Here is a 20,893-nt window from a genome sequence, read left to right as displayed (position 1 = left end):
TCGCCGTGCGTTCCTCGGGCTACCCGGAAGCCCCCCACCCACACTTGTGAAACGGACGAACTGTGACCAGTCCTATCGACATCGAGGACGGCGGGACCTCGGCCGTCGCCGAGGGCGAACCAGCGCCCCCGGCGAAGTCCGGAGCGGACTCGCTCGAAGGCCGTTCCCCCGGCCAGCTGATGTGGATCCGCTTCAAGCGCGACCGTACGGGCGTCGTCTGCGCGGTCATCGTGATCGCCTACTTCGTGATCTCCCTGGCGGCCCCGCTCCTGACGAAGCTCTCCGGCACCAACCCGTACACCCTGTACGGCCAGGACCCCACCTACGCGGACAAGCCGATCCTGGACGAATTCGGGCTGCCGCTCGGCTACTTGGGCGGCGTCTCGGGCGACCACTGGTTCGGCGTCGAGCCGCAGTACGGCCGTGACCTGTACGCCATGCTGCTGTACGGCATGCGGACCTCGCTCTTCATGGCGCTCGGCATCACCGTCCTGGTCATGGTCACGGGCATCGTCATCGGCCTGATCGGCGGCTACTTCGGCGGCCGTACGGACTACTGGCTCGGCCGTGTCACGGACTTCTTCCTGTCCTTCCCGCAGCAGTTGTTCTTCATCGCCTTCATGCCCGTGGTGACCTCGTTCTTCGTCGATCCCCGCGAGGAGACGCCCACCTACTTCCGGGCCCTGGCCATCCTGATCGTGCTCTGGCTGCTGGGCTGGATGGGCATGGCGCGCATCGTCCGCTCCACCGTGCTGTCCCTGCGGGAACGGGAGTTCGTCGAGGCGGCCCGGGTCTCGGGGGCCTCGCCCTGGCGGATCGTCAGCAAGGAGATCCTGCCGAACGTCGTGACGCCGATCCTCGTGCAGTTCACGTACCAGCTCCCCAGCACCATCCTCAGCATCGCCTTCCTCTCGTTCGCCGGTGTCGGGTTCGTCGAGCCCACCCCGGACTGGGGACGCCTCTTCGCGGCCGGCGCCCAGTACGCCGAGCAGGACCCCGCGTTCATGTTCTTCCCGGGCGTCGCGCTGGTGATCTTCGTCCTGTGCTTCAACCTCCTCGGAGACTCCGTCCGAGACGCGTTCGACCCCAAGTCCGGGCGATAGGACGTCCCTTGGGTGGGGGTGGCTGCCGCCCCCCGTCGGTCTCACGGCCGGCGCACGGCAGCACTCAGGGATCACAACCGACAAATAGGTGGATTCGCCACATGATGTCTCATCGCTCACTGCTGTCCCGCAGAGCGCAGACCCTCGTGATCGCCGTCGCGGCCGGCTCTCTCGCGCTCACCGCCTGCTCCAAGAACGAGGGCGGGAAGTCCGGCACCGACTCCAAGAAGGACCAGAAGGAGGCCGCCGTCCAGTCCAAGGCGGTCGAGTACCTCGGCGCGGCCGACTCCACCGGCCCCGCCAAGGACGTGGCCGGCGCCAAGAGCGGCGGCACGATCCAGATCTACCAGGAGACGCCGCTGACCCACCTGGACCCGGGCCAGATCTACGTCTCCGACGCCGGCCAGATCGCCAACCTGCTCTTCCGCCGGCTGACCCAGTTCCAGGAGGACGACAAGGGCAACGTCTCGGTCGTCGGCGACCTCGCCACCGACTCGGGCAAGTCCTCCGACGGCGGCAAGACCTGGTCCTTCACCCTGAAGGACGGGGTCAAGGACCAGAACGGCAACGTGATCACCTCCGCCGACGTCCGGCACAGCGTCGAGCGGCTGTACGCGAAGTTCATCTTCGACGGTCCGACCTATCTGCAGAGCTGGCTGAGCGGCGCCGACTACCGCAAGGCGCTGCCCGACGGCGGCTTCGGCTCCAAGCACCTGCCGGCCTCGGTCCTGGACACCCCGGACGACAAGACGGTGATCTTCCACTTCGACACCCCGCGCCCGGACCTGCCGCAGACCCTCGCCATGGCGGGCTACGGCATCGTGCCTGCCAAGACCGACACCAAGGCCAACTACGACAAGGCCCCGGTCGCCACCGGCCCGTACAAGATCGCCTCGTCGAAGTCCGGCAAGTCCCTCGTCCTGGTCAAGAACACCAACTGGGACCCCAAGACCGACTCCGTGCGCCACCAGTACGTGGACGGCTTCAACTTCGCCTTCGGTATCACCGAGTCCACCCAGACCAAGCGGCTCATCGCCGACCAGGGCGACTCCAAGAACGCCATGCAGTTCACCGGCAGCGTCGACGCCACCCAGATCCAGGACGTCGTCAAGAACACCGAGACGTACAAGCGCACCATCAAGGGCTACCAGCCGTACGTCATGACGCTCACCTTCAACCTTGACCGGGTCAAGGACAAGAAGGTCCGCGACGCCATCACCTACGCGGTCAACTCCAAGTCCCTGATCGCCGGCGAGGGCGGTGCGTACGGCGGTGACGTCGCCCCCAACCTGTTCGCGCCGACCCTGCCGGGCTACGAGGCGACCTACGACCCCTACGGCCGGCTGAAGACCCCGCAGGGCAACATCGCCAAGGCCGAGGAGATCCTCAAGAGCGTCCCCGCCGCCGAGAAGAAGGTCGTCTTCGCCTACGCCAACACCGAGGCGGGCCAGCGCCGCAAGGTCGCCATCGAGGACGCCCTCACCAAGGTCGGCTTCGACGTCGTCTCCAAGGAGGTCGACGGGGCCAGCTACTACGAGCAGATCGGCAAGCTCGACAACCCCTACGACCTGTACATCACCGGCTGGGGCCAGGACTGGCCGTCGCCGGGCACGGTCGTCACGCCGATCTACGACGGTGACCAGGTCGCCGACGGCTCCGCGAACTACTCGCACATCAACGACCCCAAGGTCCAGGAGCTGATCAAGAAGGCCCTCACCCAGCAGCCGACCGAGGCCGCGAAGACCTGGCGCGAGGCGCACCACTACATCCTGGAGAAGGTCAACCCGGCCGCCCCGCTCTGGTACACCAAGCAGCTCCAGCTGTTCGGCTCCAACATCGGCGGCGCCCGCTACAGCAGCGTCTCCAGCTACATCGACGTCACCCGGCTCTACCTGAAGTCGTAGGCAACGGCTCCGGTGCCGCGGAGGCGCACCCCCCGGTGTGCCTCCGCGGCCCTGCGCGAACCCCTCACCCGTCCTCGCCGTCCTTGCAGAGAGCAGCCAGGCCGTCATGATCCAGTTCATCGTCCGGCGCACGGTGGGCGCCGCCGTCACCCTGTTCCTCATCGGCGCGGCCACGTTCTTCCTCTTCGTGGCCGCCCCCTCCGACTACGCCTCCCTCGCCTGTGGCAAGGACTGCACACCGGCCCGCCTGGCGGACATCCGCGAGGCCCTCGGCCTCAACCTACCGCTGGCCCAGCAGTTCTGGGACTTCATGTCCGGCATCGTCATGGGCCGGGACTTCCCCACCGGCCACTGCTCGGCCCCCTGCCTGGGCGTGTCGTTCTACTCGGGCGACATGGTCTGGAGCACGATCATGGACCGCTTCCCGCTCACCGCCACGCTGACCGTCGGCGGTGCGGCCGTCTTCCTGATCGTGGGCGTCGGAGCGGGCATGATCGCCGCCTATCGCCGGGGCACCTACATCGACAAGGTCGCCACCGGCGCCTCGATGGTGCTCAGCTCCTTCCAGATCTACTTCCTCGGCCCGATCGTCCTGACCGTCCTCGTCTACAGCACCGGCTGGATGGAGGACCCCAAGTACGTGCCGATCACCCAGGACCCGGTCGGCTGGTTCGTCGGCATGTCGATCCCGGTGTGCGTGATGGCGACCATCTTCACCGCGCAGTACACCCGTATGGCCCGCTCCTCGATGATCGAGCAGCTCGCCGAGGACAGTATCCGCACGGCCAAGGCCAAGGGCATGTCCCGTAGATACGTCTTCTTCCGCTACGCCTGGCGCGGCTCGCTGATCCCCATCGTCACCGTCTTCAGCATCGACCTCAGCGCGCTGCTCGGCGGCGCGGTCGTCACCGAACTGACCTTCTCCCTCCAGGGGATCGGCCGGCTCGCGGTGGACGGCGCGGTCAACAAGGACCTGCCGCTGACGATGGGCGTGATGCTCTTCGGCGCCTTCTTCATCCTGGTCATCAACATCTTCACCGACATCACGTACGCGTGGATCGACCCGCGCATCCGCCTCTCTTAGGACCTTTAGGAAGCGACACCGTGACCACAGTGACCAAGCCCGAGGGCGCACCGGCGGCGAACGCGCCGGACGGCTTCCTCTCGGTCCGCGATCTCCAGGTGACGTTCTCCACGGAGGACGGTCCCGTGAAGGCGGTCGACGGGCTCTCCTTCGACCTGGCGCGCGGCAGGACTCTCGGTATCGTCGGCGAGTCCGGCTCCGGCAAGTCCGTCACCAACCTGACGGTCCTCGGCCTGCACAACCCGCTGTTCACGAAGACCGACGGCGAGATCGTGCTCGACGGCAAGGAGCTGATCACCGCCACCGAGAAGGAGATGGAGGAGCTGCGCGGCAACCGGGCCGCGATGATCTTCCAGGACCCGCTGACCGCGCTGTCGCCGTTCTACACGGTGGGCCGGCAGATCGCCGAGCCCTACATGAAGCACCGCAAGGTCTCCAAGAAGGCCGCCTGGGAGCGTGCCGTGGAGATGCTCGCCAAGGTGGGCATCCCCAACCCCCGGGAACGGGCCAAGGACTATCCGCACCAGTTCTCCGGCGGTATGCGCCAGCGCGCGATGATCGCCATGGCCCTGGTCTGCGACCCCGACCTGCTGATCGCCGACGAACCGACCACCGCCCTGGACGTGACGGTCCAGGCGCAGATTCTCGACCTGCTCAAGGACCTGCAGCAGGAGTTCGGATCGGGCATCATCTTCATCACCCACGACCTGGGGGTGATCGCCGACATGGCCGACGACATCATGGTGATGTACGCCGGGAACGCGGTGGAACGGGGCACGGTGGACGAGGTCCTGCGTGCGCCCCAACACCCGTACACCTGGGGCCTGTTGAACTCGATGCCACGCCTCGACTCCGACCTGGACACCCCACTGAGCCCGATCCCCGGCAGCCCGCCCTCCCTGCTCCACCCGCCCTCCGGCTGCCGCTTCCACCCGCGCTGCACCTTCCAGGACCGGGTGGCGGGCGCCGCCGGCCGCTGTGTGGACGAACGCCCGCTGCTGGGCCCCGACCGCGCCTCGGCGTGCCACCTCACGGCGGACCAGAAACGCACCATCTTCATCGAAGAGATCAAACCCCGACTGGCCTAGGCCCTGGAGGACACGTCATGACAGAGGACACGGTCCTCCCGGCTCAGCGCGAGCAGGTCACCGTAGGGGAGCCACTCCTCGAGGTCTCCGGACTCACCAAGTACTTCCCGGTCAAGGGCGGCTTCCCGATCAAACGGACCGTCGGGCACGTCCAGGCCGTGGACGGCATCGACCTCACCGTGCGGGTGGGGGAGAGCTTCGGCCTGGTGGGCGAGTCCGGCTGCGGCAAGTCGACGACCGGCCGCCTGATCACCCGCCTCCTGGAGCCGACGAGCGGTTCGATCGCCTACCGTGGCAAGGACATCAGCCGCGCGACGCGCAGGCAGCTGGCGCCGATCCGCTCCGAGATCCAGATGATCTTCCAGGACCCGTACTCGTCGCTGAACCCCCGCCAGACGGTCGGCAAGATCATCTCCGGCCCGATGGAGATCAACGGCATCACCCCGGAGGGCGGCCGCGAGAAACGCGTCCGCGAACTCCTCGAGATCGTCGGCCTCAACCCCGAGCACTTCAACCGCTTCCCGCACGAGTTCTCCGGCGGCCAGCGTCAGCGCATCGGCGTGGCCCGCGCGCTCGCCCTGGAGCCGAAGCTGATCGTCGCCGACGAGCCGGTCTCCGCCCTGGACGTCTCCATCCAGGCGCAGGTGGTGAACCTGCTCCAGAAGGTCCAGAAGGAACTCGGCATCGCCTTCCTCTTCATCGCCCACGACCTTGCGGTGGTACGGCACTTCTCGCAGCGCGTCGCGGTGATGTACCTCGGCAAGATCATCGAGGTCGGCGACCGGGAGGCGATCTACAACCGTCCCCGCCACCCCTACACCCACGCCCTGCTGTCCGCCGTACCGGAGGTCAACCTCACGGACGACGGGGAGTCGGCCGGCCGCGAGCGCATCCGCCTGGCCGGCGATGTCCCGTCCCCGATCTCCCCGCCCTCCGGCTGCCGCTTCCGTACCCGCTGCTGGAAGGCCCAGGACAAGTGCGCGACGGAGGAGCCGCCGCTGGTGCGGATCTCCGGCAACCAGGAGGGCCACCTGACGGCCTGCCACTTCCCCGAGGAGCCGACGACGGAGGCGAGGGACGAGGACATCGTGCTGGACCCGGCACTGGTGGCGCTGGAGGAGGGGGCGGGGGAGTAGAGAGAGGACCCTTGCCGGGACTTCAGCTCCGTGGTGCACGCGGGCCGGTTCGATGCATGAACTGCGACTGACGTGGTAGCTACAGTGTGACCCTGCGGAGCCACGGGAGATGAATGAGTAAATCTGCCGCCCGGCAAAAGACCGTCATTTTCATCCTCGGCGCACCCGGTGCCGGGAAGTCAACCACTTCCCAGCTCTTGGCGGATCGACACGGTTTCCAAGCGTTTCAGAGCGGCCAGGTTCTACGAGAAGCAGCCAAAAACACCCAAGATCCTCAGCTGCGCGAACTGATCGCTTCTCGGATGGAGCGCAGCATACCTATGCCGGTCGAGGTGTACTGCCGACTCCTGGAGGCCTATGTGCCGAAGGAGACAGGTGTCGGACTTGTTTTCGACGGATATCCGCGAACAGTAGAGCAGGCCATGCACATTCCGACTGTTCTCGATTCCGTCAACATGTCCGGTGACCGGGTCGTTGGATTCATCCTCGACGCTCCACAGGAAATTCTCATCGCACGTTCGGCCGCCCGTTTCGTGTGCGGGACCTGCGGTCAGAACACGCGAGAAGATGCTGGATGCTGTGATTCTCCGTTGCTGCGCCGGCGACCGGACGACTCCATTGTCCCGCTCCTGGAGAGGAGCAAGCGGTTCCGCGAGACGTTGCCTTCCGTGAGGGAGATCTTCAGCTCGCGATGGCCATGCTTCGATATCGATGCCAGTAGCCCGCAGGGCGAAATCGTTGCCTCTATCAGGGAGCGCTTACAGCTCGTCTCCGAGGGCGGGAGAGAAGTCTGAGTAGGCTGCTTCTTCATGGCGCAGGAGGTTGGGTTCGCTCGGCTGCTCGGCTTCTTTGAAGCAGGCAGCTCCCTGGAGCTGCCATTTCTCTGCCTCGATCCAGCAGAGCTGGCGATACTTTCGGGGTGCGGTGGCCTGCGAACCGAAGTCCCAGCCGACGGCTGAGACGGGGCGGCCGTCGAACTGCCGGGCAGCACGCACACGATATTCGTCGCGCGTGATTGTTTCAGGGTGGAGGAACGAAAGATCGAACCCATTACCGGAGAGCCCGAAGCCCGCCAGCCCGAAAAGGAATGCAACCTCGATCGCATGTAGCCGACAGTATTCGGCGATCCTGTGCGCCCCGACCAGTGCACCGGCGTAAGACACGATGAAGACCGCGTCGAGTGGGTGGACCTGTCGGTATCTCTCAAGCGCTGCTGTAACAGTGGCGCCCGAAGCCACGGTGTCGCCTATCAGCAAGGTACGGCTCGGGGCGTCAAAGTTGGTATACGGGACTGCGATGCCCACGTGATCATCCGACACGGAAACCCGCGACGTCGCGATGAAGTTCGTCGGCAGATTCTTTCCGGTCTGCCTCGCGACGGCTTCCGCGAGCTGGTACACGATTCCCTTGCTGAGAATGAGAAGTTCAGCAGCGGACTCTGCATCGAATTCGTCGGCGAGGTGATCGACGAATAACATGGATGCCGCCAGGCATGCACGCCTAAATTCAATCCCGGTCAGGTTCCGGTCGAACATGATGTGCTCTAGTGGCTCGTTGTGGGCCAAATAGATACGTGGCCAGGAGTCCGGGCGTTCGATCTTCTCCAGGAAACTACCGGGTAAACGGGTGATCACGGGGCGCCCTCCGTCGCGTTCCGGCTACTTCGTCAGTCCCAGCAGTTCCTGTGCAGCCAGCATGGGCGGATCGTTTTGCAGCATGTTGTCGCAGTATTCCTTGATGGCCGGATCCAGCCACTTGGGCCGACGAGTTGGAGGACTTTTCTCCCCGACCGTTTTCACGAGGGCCTGGCCGGCTTCGGAGAAGCTTTCGACCACGTATGAAGCCAAGGATGCGAGGTGCGGATGGATGTAGTCCGTGACCGTGACGCCGCGGTAACTGAGTTCGTCGAGCCTGTATTTCGAGTTGCGCGGGGCCACGACGATCACCGGGGTTCCGAGGGCGACAGCGGCGGCCAGCTCAACCCCGATACCCAGTCCCCTGCGCTCTCTGGCGTCCACGATCACCGCATCGGCGATCATCACCTGGTACATGTCGCGACCGAACTGACCGAGTACGTTGGCCGGGTCGACAATGGGATCGTCGGGATTCAGGAACGCGACGTCGTAGGGGTTTACCGACTGACGTACTGCGTCTTTCTCGACCTCTGTCCAGTAGGATTTCTTTTCGTCGCCGGCACCTTTGGCGATCGAGCCTGAACAGTATACTGAGAGTAACATCTTCATTCTGTCTCCTTCCCGCTTTCGCTGAAGGGTTGCAATGCTAGCACAACTGTGATGCCACGGCGCAGATATTCCGTTTTGCCTGTGCAAGATTGTCGGCATTCTCGAGATCGCTCGTTCTGCGGGTCCGTATGACGGCCGATCTGAGCGATACCGGCGCATTATGTGCAAATAATGCGAGTGTCAATTCGCCGAACTCGGGCATGGAGCGGAGAGAGATGAGATGATGCCAGGTCGCGACATAATGGACATACCCGTGAATTCCCATCCACTGTAGTGCCAGGTCGAACTGTCGTGCCGAGATCAGCGAAAATCGAAAGCTGTCGCGCTCGGGCGACATTCCGCAGGAAAGGTCTGAGTGGTCGAAGTCCACGAGCATGTTGGCTCTGAGGTCCCGCAGATAGCTGATCAAGTATGCCCGTGACAGCAACATGTTGATGCGAATCGTTTCGCGAGGTGACAGTGCGACGGGGATGACCTTCTGGACGAACCTACCCACCACGGCCTGGCCGTCAAGCCTTCTCGGTACTGAGTGGAGCAGCTCCTCGATCTCGTCCGGTCGCCCACTCCAGCGCGCCGAAACCGATTCGGTGAGCCCGGAAAAGTCGCCATCCTTCTCGAAGGCGGATTCCCATAGTGCTGCTATGTCCGCCGATGAACTCCCCATGCGGGGCTGCCAGGCCATGGAACGTTCCGTTTCGTGCAGCACCTTGGAAGAGTAGGGATTGACGCTGTCTTTCCTGTACTCCTCTGCCTTTAGTTCCCGGTACTCTTCGAGATCGATTACGGGTGCGACGCAGGTGATCGCGCCCGATGCCATCAGTGGCGAGATCTCGCGCAGGAAATCCGAGAAGTGCGGCACTTCGAAAATGTAGGAAGCGGGGAAAACCAGACTCGCGTCGGTCAGTAGGACGGCCAGTCTCGTAATCTGCAGAGAACAGCGCAAAATCTGCTGCGAACGAATGCTCTGATATGACATTCCGTAGCAGGCCAGCACCTCGGGATTGAGATACTGGATGAACACCGGCCTGCTGCGATCGTACGGGAGAGTGAATGACGGTGGTTCCCGACCACCGCTGACTGTGCCTATATTCAGGTGCAGATCACGACCTGCGCCGTAGACGTCGCGTCGTGACGCCATACGCTGGTAGTTTCCCCCGGGTTCCGCCACGTCAGTCGCGACCGCCATCTGGCTGCGAGCCGAAATGAAGAGTCTGGTCCCGCCCGGCGACGTAGGCGTTCCGACCCGCCGAGATGTGCTGCGTGTTCGCGCCCGTGGCGGTCGCCGCTGATGCTGCGGCGAGGCTGAGCAGAGCGTTCAGCAGGACCGCACGTTCTGGTTCGCTCTCCAGAACTGCCGCGAAGCGCGCGGCCCACAAGGCGCTCTGCGCAGCGTGAACGGATTCTTCCGAGCCCGGAGTCGCCTGCCTGACAGATCGCCGCGACGCGTCAAGCAGAGTCAGAGTGCTCGACTCGCGCTCTGCGTCGCCACGACCGAGCAGCCTGGCCGCGGCGTCGCGCACACCGGCCCAGGCATCACCCATCATGGCCTGAACCAGCGCCGTGCCACCCGCGCCGGCCAGAAGTGCAAGCGTAGGATCCATCAGTTCCCCCGACAATCGACGCCCTGCAGTCCAAAGTGTGGCCAGTCTCCCGGGCCGGGGCCAGACCTACTCCGGACAGAGTGGATGCAAAATCCCGAGAGCCGAAAGCTGTTGTCCTGCCGTATGTGCCCTCGGACCACTCTCCACTACCTTCGGGTCCCCGTGATCGAACCAACGAGCAGCCAGGACACCAGTCACGTGCTCCTAGCCCTGACTCACTGCAACTGCTCCTGGAACCTGCCGCCCATGCTGACCCTGAGCCGGTGTTGTGCGGACGTCAGGAGGGCCGGGCGACCGTGATGATCTCGGGGCTGTCGGAGGTCAGCGGCCCGCGCGCCCAGTCGCCGTACTGCGCCACGATCGTCAGTCCGGCTCCGGCGAGGAAGCCGGAGAGGGACGCGGAACCGAGGAAGCGCAGGGTGCTCCGGCTGACCTGGGGGCGGTTCCAGAGGCCGCCCTCGAAGGTCTCCGTGAAGGTGAGCCGGTCGCCGACCGGAGGGCCGAGCACTTCATGCCGAACGCTTACGGTCGAGTCGTCGGCGGTGACGACCTCCTGCACGCGGTCGCGGGTCCAGCTCTCCCAGGGGCGGGCGTCAGGGTTGCGGCTCTCGAAGACGAAGCGGCCGGTGGGGGAGAGGGCTGTGCGTACAGCGGTCAGCGCGGCCCGCAACTCCTCATCACTGAGCAGCACTTGGAAGACATGACCGGTCATCACGACGAGGTCGAAGCCGGCGCCGTCCCAGTGGCGGGTGCGGAGATCGCCGAGCACCCACTCGACGCCGGGTTCACCGCGCCGCGCCTGCACGAGCATCGCCGCGGCCGGATCGATCCCCATGAGCCGCCCGCCGTGCCCCTCTCCGCGCGCCCGCCGCAGCAACTGCCCGGTCCCGCAGCCCACATCGAGCACGGACCCGGCGGACATCACCAGGTCCAGGTAGAAGTCGTCACCCGGCCCCCACGGGTTGAGGCTGTCGTAGAGCGCGGCGAGCGAGAGATCCGCGTACGAATGATCGACCACCGCGGCAGTGTGCCACATGATGTTGAATGCAGGGTCAGGAACGGCCTTCTTCTAGTACACCTGTCAACTTCCATTGGGCCGAGGGTGCTTGGGTGCTTCATCACATAGAGCTGTGGGTGCCGGACCTGGACCGGGCGGCCGGGTCCTGGGGCTGGCTGCTGGGAAGCCTGGGCTGGACCCCGTACCAGAACTGGCCCGAGGGGCGGAGCTGGCGCCTGGGGGAGACATATGTGGTGGTCGAGCGGTCACCGGCGCTACGGGGCGGGGACGCGGGCCACGACCGGATGCGGCCGGGCCTGAACCACCTGGCGTTCCATGTGCGGGATCGGGCGACGGTCGACGCACTGGTGACGGCCGCTCCGGCACACGGGTGGACCCTCCTCTTCCCCGACCGCCATCCCCACGCCGGCGGCCCGGACCACTACGCGGCCTACCTGGAGAACGAGGACGGCTTCGAGACGGAGCTGGTGGCAGCTCAGGAGTGAGCGTCCCGCAGCGCGTTGACGAAGGCGGCGAAGGCGCGGGGGTGGAGGGTGAGGATGGCTCTGGTGGAGGCTTTTGAGTCGCGGACGGATATGCGGGTGGGGGAGTGGGCGACCTCGACGCAGTTGTTGCCGTCGCCGCTTCCCGAGTGGGACGACCTTCGCCAGTTGTCAACGGTCACGGTGTGCCTCACAGCTCCTTCGACAGGTGGTGCATGAAGTCACGCGAGCGCTCGGGATTGAGGGACGCAGACTCCACCTTACGGAAGAGCGTTCGAAATGCGCTGAGTTGAGCCTCGGAGTCGATGAACCCCGCGCCATGCGGCGCATCGCGCACGGCTGTGTCCAGCTTCGGCACGATGCCACCCGCGTACATCATGGCGTTGGTGGCGCCGGCGAAGCCGTCCAGTTCGAACGGAATGACCCGTACGGTGACGTGAGGTGCTTCGGAGAGGTCAAGGATGCGATCGAGCTGAGCGCGCGCGGCGGCCCGGTCGCAGACCCTGATGCGCAGGGCGGCCTCGTGGATCACGGCCTCGTAGGGTACGCGGGCAGGCTCGCCGATGACGGCCTTGCGTTCCATACGGTGACGGACGCGCAGCTCAAGCTCGCTCTCGGGGAGTTCGGGGACTCGGTACGAGAAGATGGCACGGGCGTAGTCCTCTGTCTGGAACAGCCCGGGGACGTGCAGGAACTCCACGTCGAGGCGATACGAGGAGTGGTACTCCAACTCGGCGAGATCCAGGAACGATGTCGGTAGCAGACCCCGGTATTCCTCCCACCAGCCATGGGTTCGGTCGGTCGCCATCGTCACCAATGCCTCAATCAACTCGGCGTCCGCGCAGGAGTAGTGAGCGGCAAGTCGCCGTACGCGATCCTCGCTCACGCCTGCCGTGCCGAACTCGATCTGGCTGATCTGGGCCGAGTCCGTCCCAAGCAGCGCGGCGGCTTCGAGTCCTTTCAGTCCTGCAGCCTCGCGAAGTTTGCGCAGCTCGGAACCCAGGCGCGCCTGGCGTGACGTGGGCTGTTTCCTGCGCGTCACGTCTTCCTCCCGGTCGTGAACTGCTGAGAAGCAGAACCTCGTTCGGGGGGAAGATTACGGCAACGACTTGCGTCGTCCCAAATTATGTCTCTACCTTCAGTGACGTAACGGACACGCTGTGGAAGTGCACCGCACTCGCTGTGCGGCGATGCCACCGCGCGTGAAATGCCCCCCACCTCACCGGAGTTGATGACGCATGCCCGAATCCTGGGACTACACGCTCTCCGTCCCCAACGACCTCAGAGCGGTGACGATCTGCCGCCGCACTCTGCGTCTGATCCTGACGATGCACGGCCTGATCGGGGTCGCCGACACCGCGGAGCTGTTGGCGGCGGAGCTGGTCTCCAACGCCGTACGGCACACGAAGGGGCCGGCGGCGCTGAGGGTCCGGCGTTCCCCGGAGGGCGTCGTCTGGATCGGAGCGTGGGATGCGGATCCCGTGCCTCCGGAGCCGCCGGGGTCGTTGGAGGGGGTGACGGATCTTGAGGCGGGGCGGGGGTTGGGGCTGGTGGCCGCGTGTGCGGAGTGCTGGGGCTGGCAGCCGTCGTCCCGGTTCGGGGACCGGGGCAAGTACGTGTGGTGTGAGCTGGGGGTGGCGTGATGGTGGGTCGTCGCATGAGGCGTTGCATCGGATCTTCCAGAAGGATCCGACGCTGTTGACCAACGCCTTGCAGAAAGTGCTGGGCGTCGAGTTTCCCGAGCCTCGGGAGTTCGTCGCGCTGAACGTGGATCTGACGGAGATCGAGCCGGTCGAGCGTCGGGTGGACACGTTGCTGTGGGTGGAGACGGACGAGAGGCCCTATCTCTTCGTGGTCGAGTCGCAGGGGAGATGGACGGGCGGAAGCGCGGGAGTTGGCCGTACTACCTGTCGTTCTTGTACGAGAAGTACCGGTGCGAGCCGGTGCTGATCGTGACCACACAGAGCAGTGCGACCGCGCGGTGGGCGGCGCAGCCGATCGAGTTCGGTTTGCGGGACTGGAAGTCACTCACGGTCCGCCCGCTGGTGCTGGGGCCCGACAACGTGCCGTTGATCGCGGATGAGCGGGAGGCGGTGGCGGATCCACCTCTTGCGGTGCTTTCGGCCATGACGCATGGCAAGGGCCGGAACGTCGCCGCCATACTGGAATCCCTGGCAGCCGCCCTGAAAACCATTGACCGTGACAGCGCCGCGGTCTTCGTGCAGTTCGTCGACTCGTGTCTGGGTGATCCCCGGGCGAAGCAGATGTGGAGGGACCTGATGACGGAGATCCAGTACTTCTGGCGGCACGAGCTGGCCGAGCAGGTACGCGAGGAGGGACGTGAACAGGGACGTGTCCAGCAGTGTGCCGAGATGGTGCTGCGGCTTCTGGAGTGGCGCTGCGTTCCGGTGAGCGATGCCGTCCGCGAGCGGGTGAACGCCTGTACCGATCTGGACCAACTCGAGGTCTGGGCCCAGCGCGCAACTCACGCCACGGACGCTGCGGAGATCTTCGCCGAGAAGTGACGGTCGGGTCCGCCCTGGTGCGGCGGGCGTGGCGTGGTTCGAAGGATCCGGACGAGCATACGACCTGGTTGATCCGGGCGTTGTATGTGAAAGACGCCGCGGAGATCCTCCTCGACGCATGAGAGAGGCCCGCACCTGGGGAGGTGCGGGCCCCTGCTCCCCTGGAGCGGACGTTCAGGGCTCGGGTCAATGGGCCGGTGAAAGTCCGTTCCGAAGGCGGCGGCTGACGGAAAGGGGTGTGTCAGGCCGCAGCCTCGGGGTCCTTGGCGAGGCGCGGGGCGGGAACCGTCTCCTGCACCTCCGGGTAGTGGCAGGCGGTGAGGTGGCCGGGCTTGTTGCCGTCGGCCTGGACCAGCGGCGGGGCCTCCGTCGCGCACTTCTCCGTCGCCTTCCAGCAACGGGTGCGGAAGCGGCAGCCGGACGGCGGGTTGATCGGGGACGGCACGTCACCGACCAGGCGGATGCGCTCGCGCGGTTCCGCCTCGACCGTCGCCTCGGGCACGGCGGACAGCAGGGCCCGCGTGTAGGGGTGGCGCGGGTTGTCGTACAGGTCCTCGCGGTCGGCGATCTCCACGATCTTACCGAGATACATGACCGCGACGCGCTGTGAGAAGTGCCGCACGATCGCGAGGTCGTGGGCGATGAAGACGAACGCGATGCCCAGTTCCCGCTGGACCTTCTGGAGGAGGTTCACCACCTGGGCCTGGATGGAGACGTCCAGGGCGGAGACCGGCTCGTCGGCGACGATCAGCTTCGGCTGCAGGGCCAGGGCGCGGGCCACGCCGATGCGCTGGCGCTGGCCGCCGGAGAACTCGTGCGGGAAGCGGTTGAAGTGCTCGGGGTTGAGGCCGACGATCTCCAGGAGTTCACGGACCCGGGCCTCACGGCCGCCGGGCGGGTTGATGTCGTTGATCTCCATCGGACCCGCGATGATCTTGCCGACCGTCTGGCGCGGGTTGAGGGACGCGTACGGGTCCTGGAAGATCATCTGGATCTCGGACCGGATCGGCGCCAGCTGCCTGCGGTTGGCGTGCGTGATGTCCTGACCGCGGTAGCTGATCTTGCCGCCCGTCGGCTCCAGCAGGCGGGTGATCAGGCGGCCGGTCGTGGACTTGCCGCAGCCGGACTCGCCCACCAGGCCCAGGCTCTCGCCCTCGGCGACCTGGAAGTCCAGGCCGTCCACCGCCTGCACCGCGCCGACGGTCCGCTTGATCGGGAAGCCGCCCTTGATCGGGAAGTGCTTGGTCAGCCCGGAGACGTCCAGGAGGGGGTTCGTGTTGCTCATGATCGTGAAGTCCCGTCTTGTCCGTCAGTTGTGGCTGGTCGCGGCGTAGTCGGCGAAGAGATCCGCACGCCGGCTCAGTTCCAGGTGGCAGGCCGAGCCACGGCCCTCGACCACTTCGAGCGTCGGCTGGTCGCTGGAGCACTTCCCGCCCGGCACCTTCTCCGCGAACGCGCAGCGCGGGTGGAAACGGCAGCCGGTGGGCGGGTTGAGCAGCGACGGCGGCGAGCCGGGGATCGGCGACAACGGGACGTCGACCGGTCCGTCCAGGCTCGGCATGGAGTTGAGCAGGCCGACGGTGTAGGGGTGCTCGGGGCTGGAGAGCACCTGCTTCTTGGTGCCGCGCTCCACGCACCGGCCGCCGTACATCACCAGCACGTCGTCCGCGATGTCGGCGATGACACCGAGGTCGTGGGTGATGAAGATGATCGCGGTGCCGAACTCCTGCTGGAGGTCCTTGAGCAGGTCCATGATCTGGGCCTGGACCGTCACGTCGAGCGCGGTGGTGGGCTCGTCGGCGATGAGGAGTTCGGGGTCGCAGACCAGCGCCATGGCGATCATCGCGCGCTGGCGCATACCGCCGGAGAACTGGTGCGGGTAGTCGTCCACCCGGACGTCCGGCTGCGGGATACCGACGCGCTTCAGCATCTCGATCGCCCGCTCCCGCGACTCCTTCTTGGAGGCGCCGGTGTGCTTGCGGTACACCTCGGAGATCTGGGTACCGATGGTGTGGTACGGCGACAGCGAGGCCAGCGCGTCCTGGAAGATCATCGACATCTTGTTGCCGCGCAGCTTCTCCAGCTCCCGCTCGGAGGCCGTGAGCAGCTCCTTGCCGTCCAGCAGGATCTCGCCGTCGATCTGGGTACGCGCGGGGTCGTGCAGACCCAGGATCGTCAGGTTGGTCACGGACTTGCCGGAGCCCGACTCACCTACGATGCCGAGCGTCTGGCCCTTGGCGATGTCGAAGCTGAGCCCGTCGACGGCCTTGACGATGCCGTCCTCGGTGGAGAAGTGGACTTTGAGGTCCTTGACGGAGAGGAACGGCTGCTGATCGGTGCTCGTCACGGTGACGCTCCTGGGGGGGTGATGCGAGAGGTAGAGGGTGGGGCGGAGGTCAGGCGAGCCGGATCCGCGGGTCGATGACGGCGTAGACGGCGTCGACGACGATGTTGAAGACCACGATCGCGCCGGCGGACAGCAGGGTGACGCCGAGGACCATGGGCAGGTCGCTCTGGTTCACGGACTGCACCGCGAGCCGGCCGACACCCTGGAGGCTGAAGACGGACTCGGTGATGATCGCGCCGCCGATGAGCGTGGCGAGGTCGATGCCGAAGATGGTGACGATCGGGCCCATCGCGCCGCGCCAGGCGAACCGGAAGAAGACGCTGCGCGACGACATGCCCTTGGCCCGAGCCGTGCGCACGTAGTCCTCGCTGAGCGTCTCCACGAGCTGGGAGCGCGTCATACGGGTGTAGTTGGCGGTCCAGATCAGGGCCAGCACCAGCCACGGCAGCAGCAGCCCGGAGGCCCACTCGAACGGGTTCTGAGTGAGGGGGGTGTACGACGGGTTGTTGAGGATGCCGAGCTTCGCGACGAGGAAGTACATCGCCACGTAGCCGATGAAGTAGATCTGCAGCGAGGAGGCCACCAGCGAGGCGGAGCTGGCCACCTTGTCCTGCCACTTGCCCTGCCGGACGGCGGCGATCATGCCCGAGCCGATGCCGAAGACCAGGAAGACGACGGCCGAGCCGAAGGCGAGCGACAGGGTCAGCGGCAGACGGTCCAGGATCGTGCCGAGGACCGGCTCGCGGTTGGCGAACGAGTAGCCGAGGCAGGGCGCGCTGCAGTTGCCGAAGTCGCCGTAGCTCCGTCCGACGAAGATGCCCTTCAGCCAGTACCAGTACTGGACCGGGACCGGGTGGTCGATGTCCAGGTTGTGCCGGACCTGCTTGAGCATGTCGGGCGTGCAGTTCTTGCCGCAGGACATCATGGCGGGGTCACGCGGGATGGCGTAGAAGAGCCAGAAGGTGACGGCGCTGATGATCAACAGGATGACCAGCGCGCCGAGGGTTCGGCGGACAAGGAAGCGGAACATGGGGCGTGACTTTCCGGACGGGGCGCCGTCGCCGGGAGTAAGAGGGGGGTGGGCCGGAGGGGGGCGGCCGGGTCGTGGCCGCCCCCTTGGGGTCTTACGCGGTTACTTCTTGGCGTACAGCTTGCAGAGCGCGACGCAGGTGTTGCCGGCGTCGTAGACCACGTTGCCGACCTTGGAGCCGTACATCCAGTTGCGGATCTTGTGGTAGTCCGGGACGACCGCCGCCAGCTCCATGATCTGCTTGTCGATGGCACCCCAGGCCTTGTTGGCCGCGGCGGTGTCCGAGATCGTGGCCGCCGCGTCGATGGCCTTGTTGACGCTCGGGTCGTTCAGCTGAGCGTAGTTGCTGGCGCCCTCGGCGATGTTCTTGCCGCTCCAGCAGGGGTAGAAGACCGAGTAGCCGTTCGGCCAGTCCGGGCTCCAGCCCGCCGCCATCAGGTCGAAGCCGTTGTCGAGCTTGCCGATCTGGGTGTAGAAGGTCGACTTGTCGACCTGCTTGTTGACGACCTGGAAGCCGGCCGCCTCCAGCGCGTTCTTGATGACGACGGCGCTCTTCACCGCGGTGTCGGACTGCTGGTAGGCGATGACCAGCTTGTAGCCCTCCTTGCCGGCCTCCTTCAGCAGCGCCTTGGCCTTGGTCGGGTTGCCGCCCGGCGTCTTGTCCGTGCCGTACAGGTCGAACTTGGTGTAGCCGGGGGTGACCGGGCTGAGGATCGTGGTGGCGATCTCGGTGCTGGCCTTGCCACCCGCGACGGTCTGCAGCTGCTGGTGCGGCCAGGCGTAGTTGATGGCCTGGCGGACCTTCAGGTCCTTGACCCGGGTCATGTTGATCGGCCAGTAGTAGGTGACCGTGTCGACCTGGGTGAGGACGCGCTTCTTCAGCGTGGCGTTGGTGAGGACCTGCTGCATGCGCTCCGGGGCGACCTCGTTGAAGATCGACATCGCGTACTGGTCGTTGCCCTTGTCCGCGACGTAGCGGTCGGTGGAGGCGACCAGCTCGAAGCCGAACTGGAAGACGTACTTGTCCGGGTACGCGTTGCGGATCGAGTCGGTGCTGGCGTCCCAGTGGTCGTTGCGGACGTAGGTCAGCGACTTGCCGATCTGGCGGTCACCGATCTTGTAGGGACCGAGGGCGTACGGACGCTTGTCGTACTTCTCCTTGGTGTCGTTCTTCTTGTTCACCAGGTTGTAGCCGGGCATGGCCAGGGTGAAGTTGAAGTCGGCGCGGGCCTCGGTGAGGTTGAACGTGATCGTCTTGCCGGAGACCTCGATGGAGGCGAGGCTCTTGCCGTCGTAGGGGCCCTTGTACTTGTCACCGCCGACCAGCCACGTCTGGACATAGCGCGGACCCTCGGTGACGAAGGAGGCGAAGAGGCGCTCGAAGGTGTGGCGGACGTCGTCCATGGAGAGGTCGGTGCCGTCCTCCCACTTGATGCCGTCCTTGATGGTGAACGACCAGGTCTTGCCGCCGTTCTTCATGGTGCCGGCGTCCGTGGCGACGTCGCCGACGAGGGTGCAGCCGCCCTTGTCGTCGACCTTGTAGCCGGTCAGACCGCGCAGGATCGGACGGGTGATGGCGCCCTCGGTGGCGACGTAGATCTGCGCCGGGTCCAGGTGGTCCATGTCGAACTGGTCGAGCGAGTAGATGGTTCCGCCCTTGACCGCGCCCGCGACCTCGGGGGCCGGACCCGTGGAGTCGGCCTTGGTGCCGACCGGGATGCTCATGGTCTTCGAGCCGGTGACGGACGGGACCTTGGACGTGCTCTTGTTGTCGCTACCGCTGCTGCAGGCGCTCAGCACGGTCGTGGAGGCCGCTGCCACACCAGTGGCGATCAGGAAGTTTCTACGGGAAAAAGACATGCTGAGCCTGCCTATTGGGGTCAAGTCGGATGGTCGGAACCAGCCGGACGTCATCGAACCGGGCCGGGTGGAACTGGTTTGCTACCGCTTGGACTTCGGGTCGAGCGCGTCGCGCACGGAGTCGCCGAGCAGGTTGAAAGCGACCACGAACACCACCATCGAGATGCCCGGGAAGAGCATGAAGGTGAGGTCCTGGGAGTAGAACTCGGCGCCGCGCTGGATCATCACGCCCCAGTCCGGGGTCGGGTCGATGATGCCGACGCCGAGGAAGGCCAGGCCCGCCTCGGTGGTCACGAAGGCCGGGAGCAGCAGCGTGGACTGGATGATGATCGGCGTCCACAGGTTCGGCAGAAGTTCCTTGAACACGATGCGCATCGGAGACGCGCCCGTGACCTTGGCCGCCTCGACGAACTCGCGCTCGCGCAGACCGAGCACCTGGCCGCGCAGCAGACGCGCGATGGAGGCCCAGCCGAAGGCGGACAGCACCAGGATCAGGGCGATGGCGCGCAGCGATGTCGGGATGTTGTCGTCGGGGGCAACGAAGATGCCGTAGACCACCGGCATGAACGCGATGAAGAACAGCGTCGACGGGAACGACAGCACGATGTCGATGATCCGGCTGACGAAATAGTCCGTCCGGCCGCCCAGGTAGCCCGCCGTGACACCGATGACGACACCCGCCACGGTGGTGAGCAGGGTGGCGGCGGTCGCGATGCCCAGCGAGGTCCGGATGCCGTACAGCAGGAACGTGAAGACGTCCCGGCCCAGCTGCGGCTCGATGCCGAACCAGAACTGCGAGCTCATTCCGCCGTTGGGCCCCGCGGGGTACGAGAAGGCGTCGAGGAGGTCCGGGTTGGCGCTGGCGTACGTCGTGTACGGGTTCTTGCCGTACAGCTTCGCTATCAGCGGAGCCGCGATCGCGATCACGAAGAAGAAGATCACGACGTATGCGGATATAACGCCCGTGCGGTCGCGCTTGAAGCGGCGCCAGGCCAGCCGGCCCGGCGACCTGCTCTCGCTGCCCTTCGAGCCGTCCGAAGTGGTCGACTTCGTTGCGGTGTCGTCGGTCACCTCAAGCGGGGCAGCCGTGGATGGAGTTGGGGGGGTCATGGTGCTCCTGGCCCAAGGGAGGGTCTGATGACTCCGCAGGGCACACTCCCCTACGGGCTACGCCGGACTTTTTCAACGCAATTCATTCAAGGTCAATAAATTCTCGGCCGACTTGGGTTTCTCTTTACCATCTTTGCTCGGCTTTGACCGTTCCGTAGCTACGCGGGTAGCGCGCCGTAATCGGTCCGTGCTTTAGATCGGGCCAATCGGGCGAAACGGGCAATGAGTTCGTTATGCGGACGCGTGGGTGCCGAAATGCGTACATCGACGGGTCGCAATCCAACGTTTCGGCATCGTTACGCAGAGATCCATTGCCTCGCCGCCCGAAGATCCTCAAGCCCCTCCGGAGGGGGTGCCTGCAA

General features: G+C 65.6%; 20 protein-coding genes and 1 pseudogene. 9 read left to right on the top strand and 12 right to left on the bottom strand.

Translation table 11 applies throughout. The annotated features are described in order from the left end of the window. The first annotated feature begins 62 nt into the window (after positions 1 to 62). From EDD90_RS20245 to EDD90_RS20220, 6 genes are all read left to right on the top strand, one after another. The gene (locus tag EDD90_RS20245) at positions 63 to 1,103 is read left to right on the top strand and encodes an ABC transporter permease (RefSeq protein ID WP_185149166.1); all 1,041 of its coding nucleotides are present in this window, start codon (positions 63 to 65) and stop codon (positions 1,101 to 1,103) included. Between the two features lie 101 nt (positions 1,104 to 1,204). Next, a complete protein-coding gene (locus EDD90_RS20240; protein ID WP_260327956.1) occupies positions 1,205 to 3,007 on the top strand; it encodes an ABC transporter substrate-binding protein in 1,803 nt (600 codons plus the stop codon). A 106-nt stretch (positions 3,008 to 3,113) separates the two neighbouring features. Beyond that, positions 3,114 to 4,091, top strand: coding sequence for an ABC transporter permease (locus tag EDD90_RS20235; RefSeq protein ID WP_123974374.1), 978 nt, complete (start codon positions 3,114 to 3,116; stop codon positions 4,089 to 4,091). A 20-nt stretch (positions 4,092 to 4,111) separates the two neighbouring features. Further along, positions 4,112 to 5,179 (top strand): ABC transporter ATP-binding protein, encoded by a 1,068-nt coding sequence (locus EDD90_RS20230; protein ID WP_123974373.1) that lies wholly within the window; start codon positions 4,112 to 4,114, stop codon positions 5,177 to 5,179. A gap of 17 nt (positions 5,180 to 5,196) precedes the next feature. Next, entirely contained in the window at positions 5,197 to 6,315 is a 1,119-nt protein-coding gene (locus EDD90_RS20225) for an ABC transporter ATP-binding protein (protein ID WP_123974372.1), read from the top strand. Between the two features lie 113 nt (positions 6,316 to 6,428). Continuing rightward, on the top strand, positions 6,429 to 7,109 hold the full coding sequence (locus tag EDD90_RS20220) for a nucleoside monophosphate kinase (protein ID WP_123974371.1): 681 nt from the start codon (positions 6,429 to 6,431) through the stop codon (positions 7,107 to 7,109). On the opposite strand, the gene EDD90_RS20215 is transcribed toward EDD90_RS20220, so the two are convergent. From EDD90_RS20215 to EDD90_RS20195, 5 genes are all read right to left on the bottom strand, one after another. Then, positions 7,074 to 7,949: a hypothetical protein gene (locus EDD90_RS20215; protein WP_123974370.1), complete on the bottom strand. Its 876-nt coding sequence runs from the start codon at positions 7,947 to 7,949 to the stop codon at positions 7,074 to 7,076. The two genes, EDD90_RS20220 and EDD90_RS20215, sit on opposite strands and share 36 nt — an antisense overlap. A 24-nt stretch (positions 7,950 to 7,973) precedes the next feature. Beyond that, a complete protein-coding gene (locus tag EDD90_RS20210) occupies positions 7,974 to 8,558 on the bottom strand; it encodes a hypothetical protein (protein WP_123974369.1) in 585 nt (194 codons plus the stop codon). 37 nt (positions 8,559 to 8,595) lie between these two features. Beyond that, on the bottom strand, positions 8,596 to 9,696 hold the full coding sequence (locus EDD90_RS20205; RefSeq protein WP_123974368.1) for a hypothetical protein: 1,101 nt from the start codon (positions 9,694 to 9,696) through the stop codon (positions 8,596 to 8,598). 31 nt (positions 9,697 to 9,727) lie between these two features. Continuing rightward, positions 9,728 to 10,159, bottom strand: coding sequence for a hypothetical protein (locus EDD90_RS20200; RefSeq protein WP_123974367.1), 432 nt, complete (start codon positions 10,157 to 10,159; stop codon positions 9,728 to 9,730). Between the two features lie 277 nt (positions 10,160 to 10,436). Next, entirely contained in the window at positions 10,437 to 11,195 is a 759-nt protein-coding gene (locus tag EDD90_RS20195) for a trans-aconitate 2-methyltransferase (protein WP_221305113.1), read from the bottom strand. Between the two features lie 74 nt (positions 11,196 to 11,269). Between EDD90_RS20195 and EDD90_RS20190 the strand changes: the two genes are divergently transcribed. Beyond that, positions 11,270 to 11,662, top strand: coding sequence for a VOC family protein (locus EDD90_RS20190; protein WP_260327955.1), 393 nt, complete (start codon positions 11,270 to 11,272; stop codon positions 11,660 to 11,662). Here the strand turns inward: EDD90_RS20190 and EDD90_RS20185 are convergent. Both EDD90_RS20185 and EDD90_RS20180 read right to left on the bottom strand, forming a co-directional pair. After that, positions 11,653 to 11,841 (bottom strand): DUF397 domain-containing protein, encoded by a 189-nt coding sequence (locus EDD90_RS20185; RefSeq protein ID WP_123974365.1) that lies wholly within the window; start codon positions 11,839 to 11,841, stop codon positions 11,653 to 11,655. The genes EDD90_RS20190 and EDD90_RS20185 overlap by 10 nt on opposite strands. Positions 11,842 to 11,849: 8 nt before the next feature. Further along, entirely contained in the window at positions 11,850 to 12,701 is an 852-nt protein-coding gene (locus EDD90_RS20180; RefSeq protein WP_123974364.1) for a helix-turn-helix transcriptional regulator, read from the bottom strand. A 196-nt stretch (positions 12,702 to 12,897) separates the two neighbouring features. On the opposite strand from EDD90_RS20180, the gene EDD90_RS20175 reads away from it, so the two are divergent. Together EDD90_RS20175 and EDD90_RS20170 are read left to right on the top strand one after the other, a co-directional pair. Then, a complete protein-coding gene (locus EDD90_RS20175; RefSeq protein ID WP_123974363.1) occupies positions 12,898 to 13,302 on the top strand; it encodes an ATP-binding protein in 405 nt (134 codons plus the stop codon). Continuing rightward, positions 13,283 to 14,184, top strand: a pseudogene (locus EDD90_RS20170) (hypothetical protein). Before EDD90_RS20175 ends, EDD90_RS20170 begins: the two are co-directional and overlap by 20 nt. 241 nt (positions 14,185 to 14,425) lie before the next feature. On the opposite strand, the gene EDD90_RS20165 reads toward EDD90_RS20170, so the two are convergent. From EDD90_RS20165 to EDD90_RS20145, 5 genes are all read right to left on the bottom strand, one after another. After that, on the bottom strand, positions 14,426 to 15,469 hold the full coding sequence (locus EDD90_RS20165) for an ABC transporter ATP-binding protein (RefSeq protein WP_123974362.1): 1,044 nt from the start codon (positions 15,467 to 15,469) through the stop codon (positions 14,426 to 14,428). A gap of 24 nt (positions 15,470 to 15,493) precedes the next feature. After that, entirely contained in the window at positions 15,494 to 16,531 is a 1,038-nt protein-coding gene (locus EDD90_RS20160) for an ABC transporter ATP-binding protein (protein ID WP_123974361.1), read from the bottom strand. A gap of 49 nt (positions 16,532 to 16,580) precedes the next feature. Continuing rightward, the gene (locus EDD90_RS20155; RefSeq protein WP_123974360.1) at positions 16,581 to 17,561 is read right to left on the bottom strand and encodes an ABC transporter permease; all 981 of its coding nucleotides are present in this window, start codon (positions 17,559 to 17,561) and stop codon (positions 16,581 to 16,583) included. Positions 17,562 to 17,663: 102 nt separating this feature from the next. Beyond that, positions 17,664 to 19,421 (bottom strand): ABC transporter substrate-binding protein, encoded by a 1,758-nt coding sequence (locus tag EDD90_RS20150; protein WP_123974359.1) that lies wholly within the window; start codon positions 19,419 to 19,421, stop codon positions 17,664 to 17,666. 81 nt (positions 19,422 to 19,502) lie between these two features. Further along, positions 19,503 to 20,531, bottom strand: coding sequence for an ABC transporter permease (locus EDD90_RS20145; protein ID WP_185149165.1), 1,029 nt, complete (start codon positions 20,529 to 20,531; stop codon positions 19,503 to 19,505). Positions 20,532 to 20,893 lie beyond the last annotated feature (362 nt).

It is taken from the genome of Streptomyces sp. Ag109_O5-1 (assembly GCF_003814875.1).
GTDB lineage: Bacteria > Actinomycetota > Actinomycetes > Streptomycetales > Streptomycetaceae > Streptomyces > Streptomyces sasae.
The sequence above is the reverse complement of the archived record's forward strand: the minus strand, read 5'-3'. Positions and strand labels throughout refer to the sequence as shown.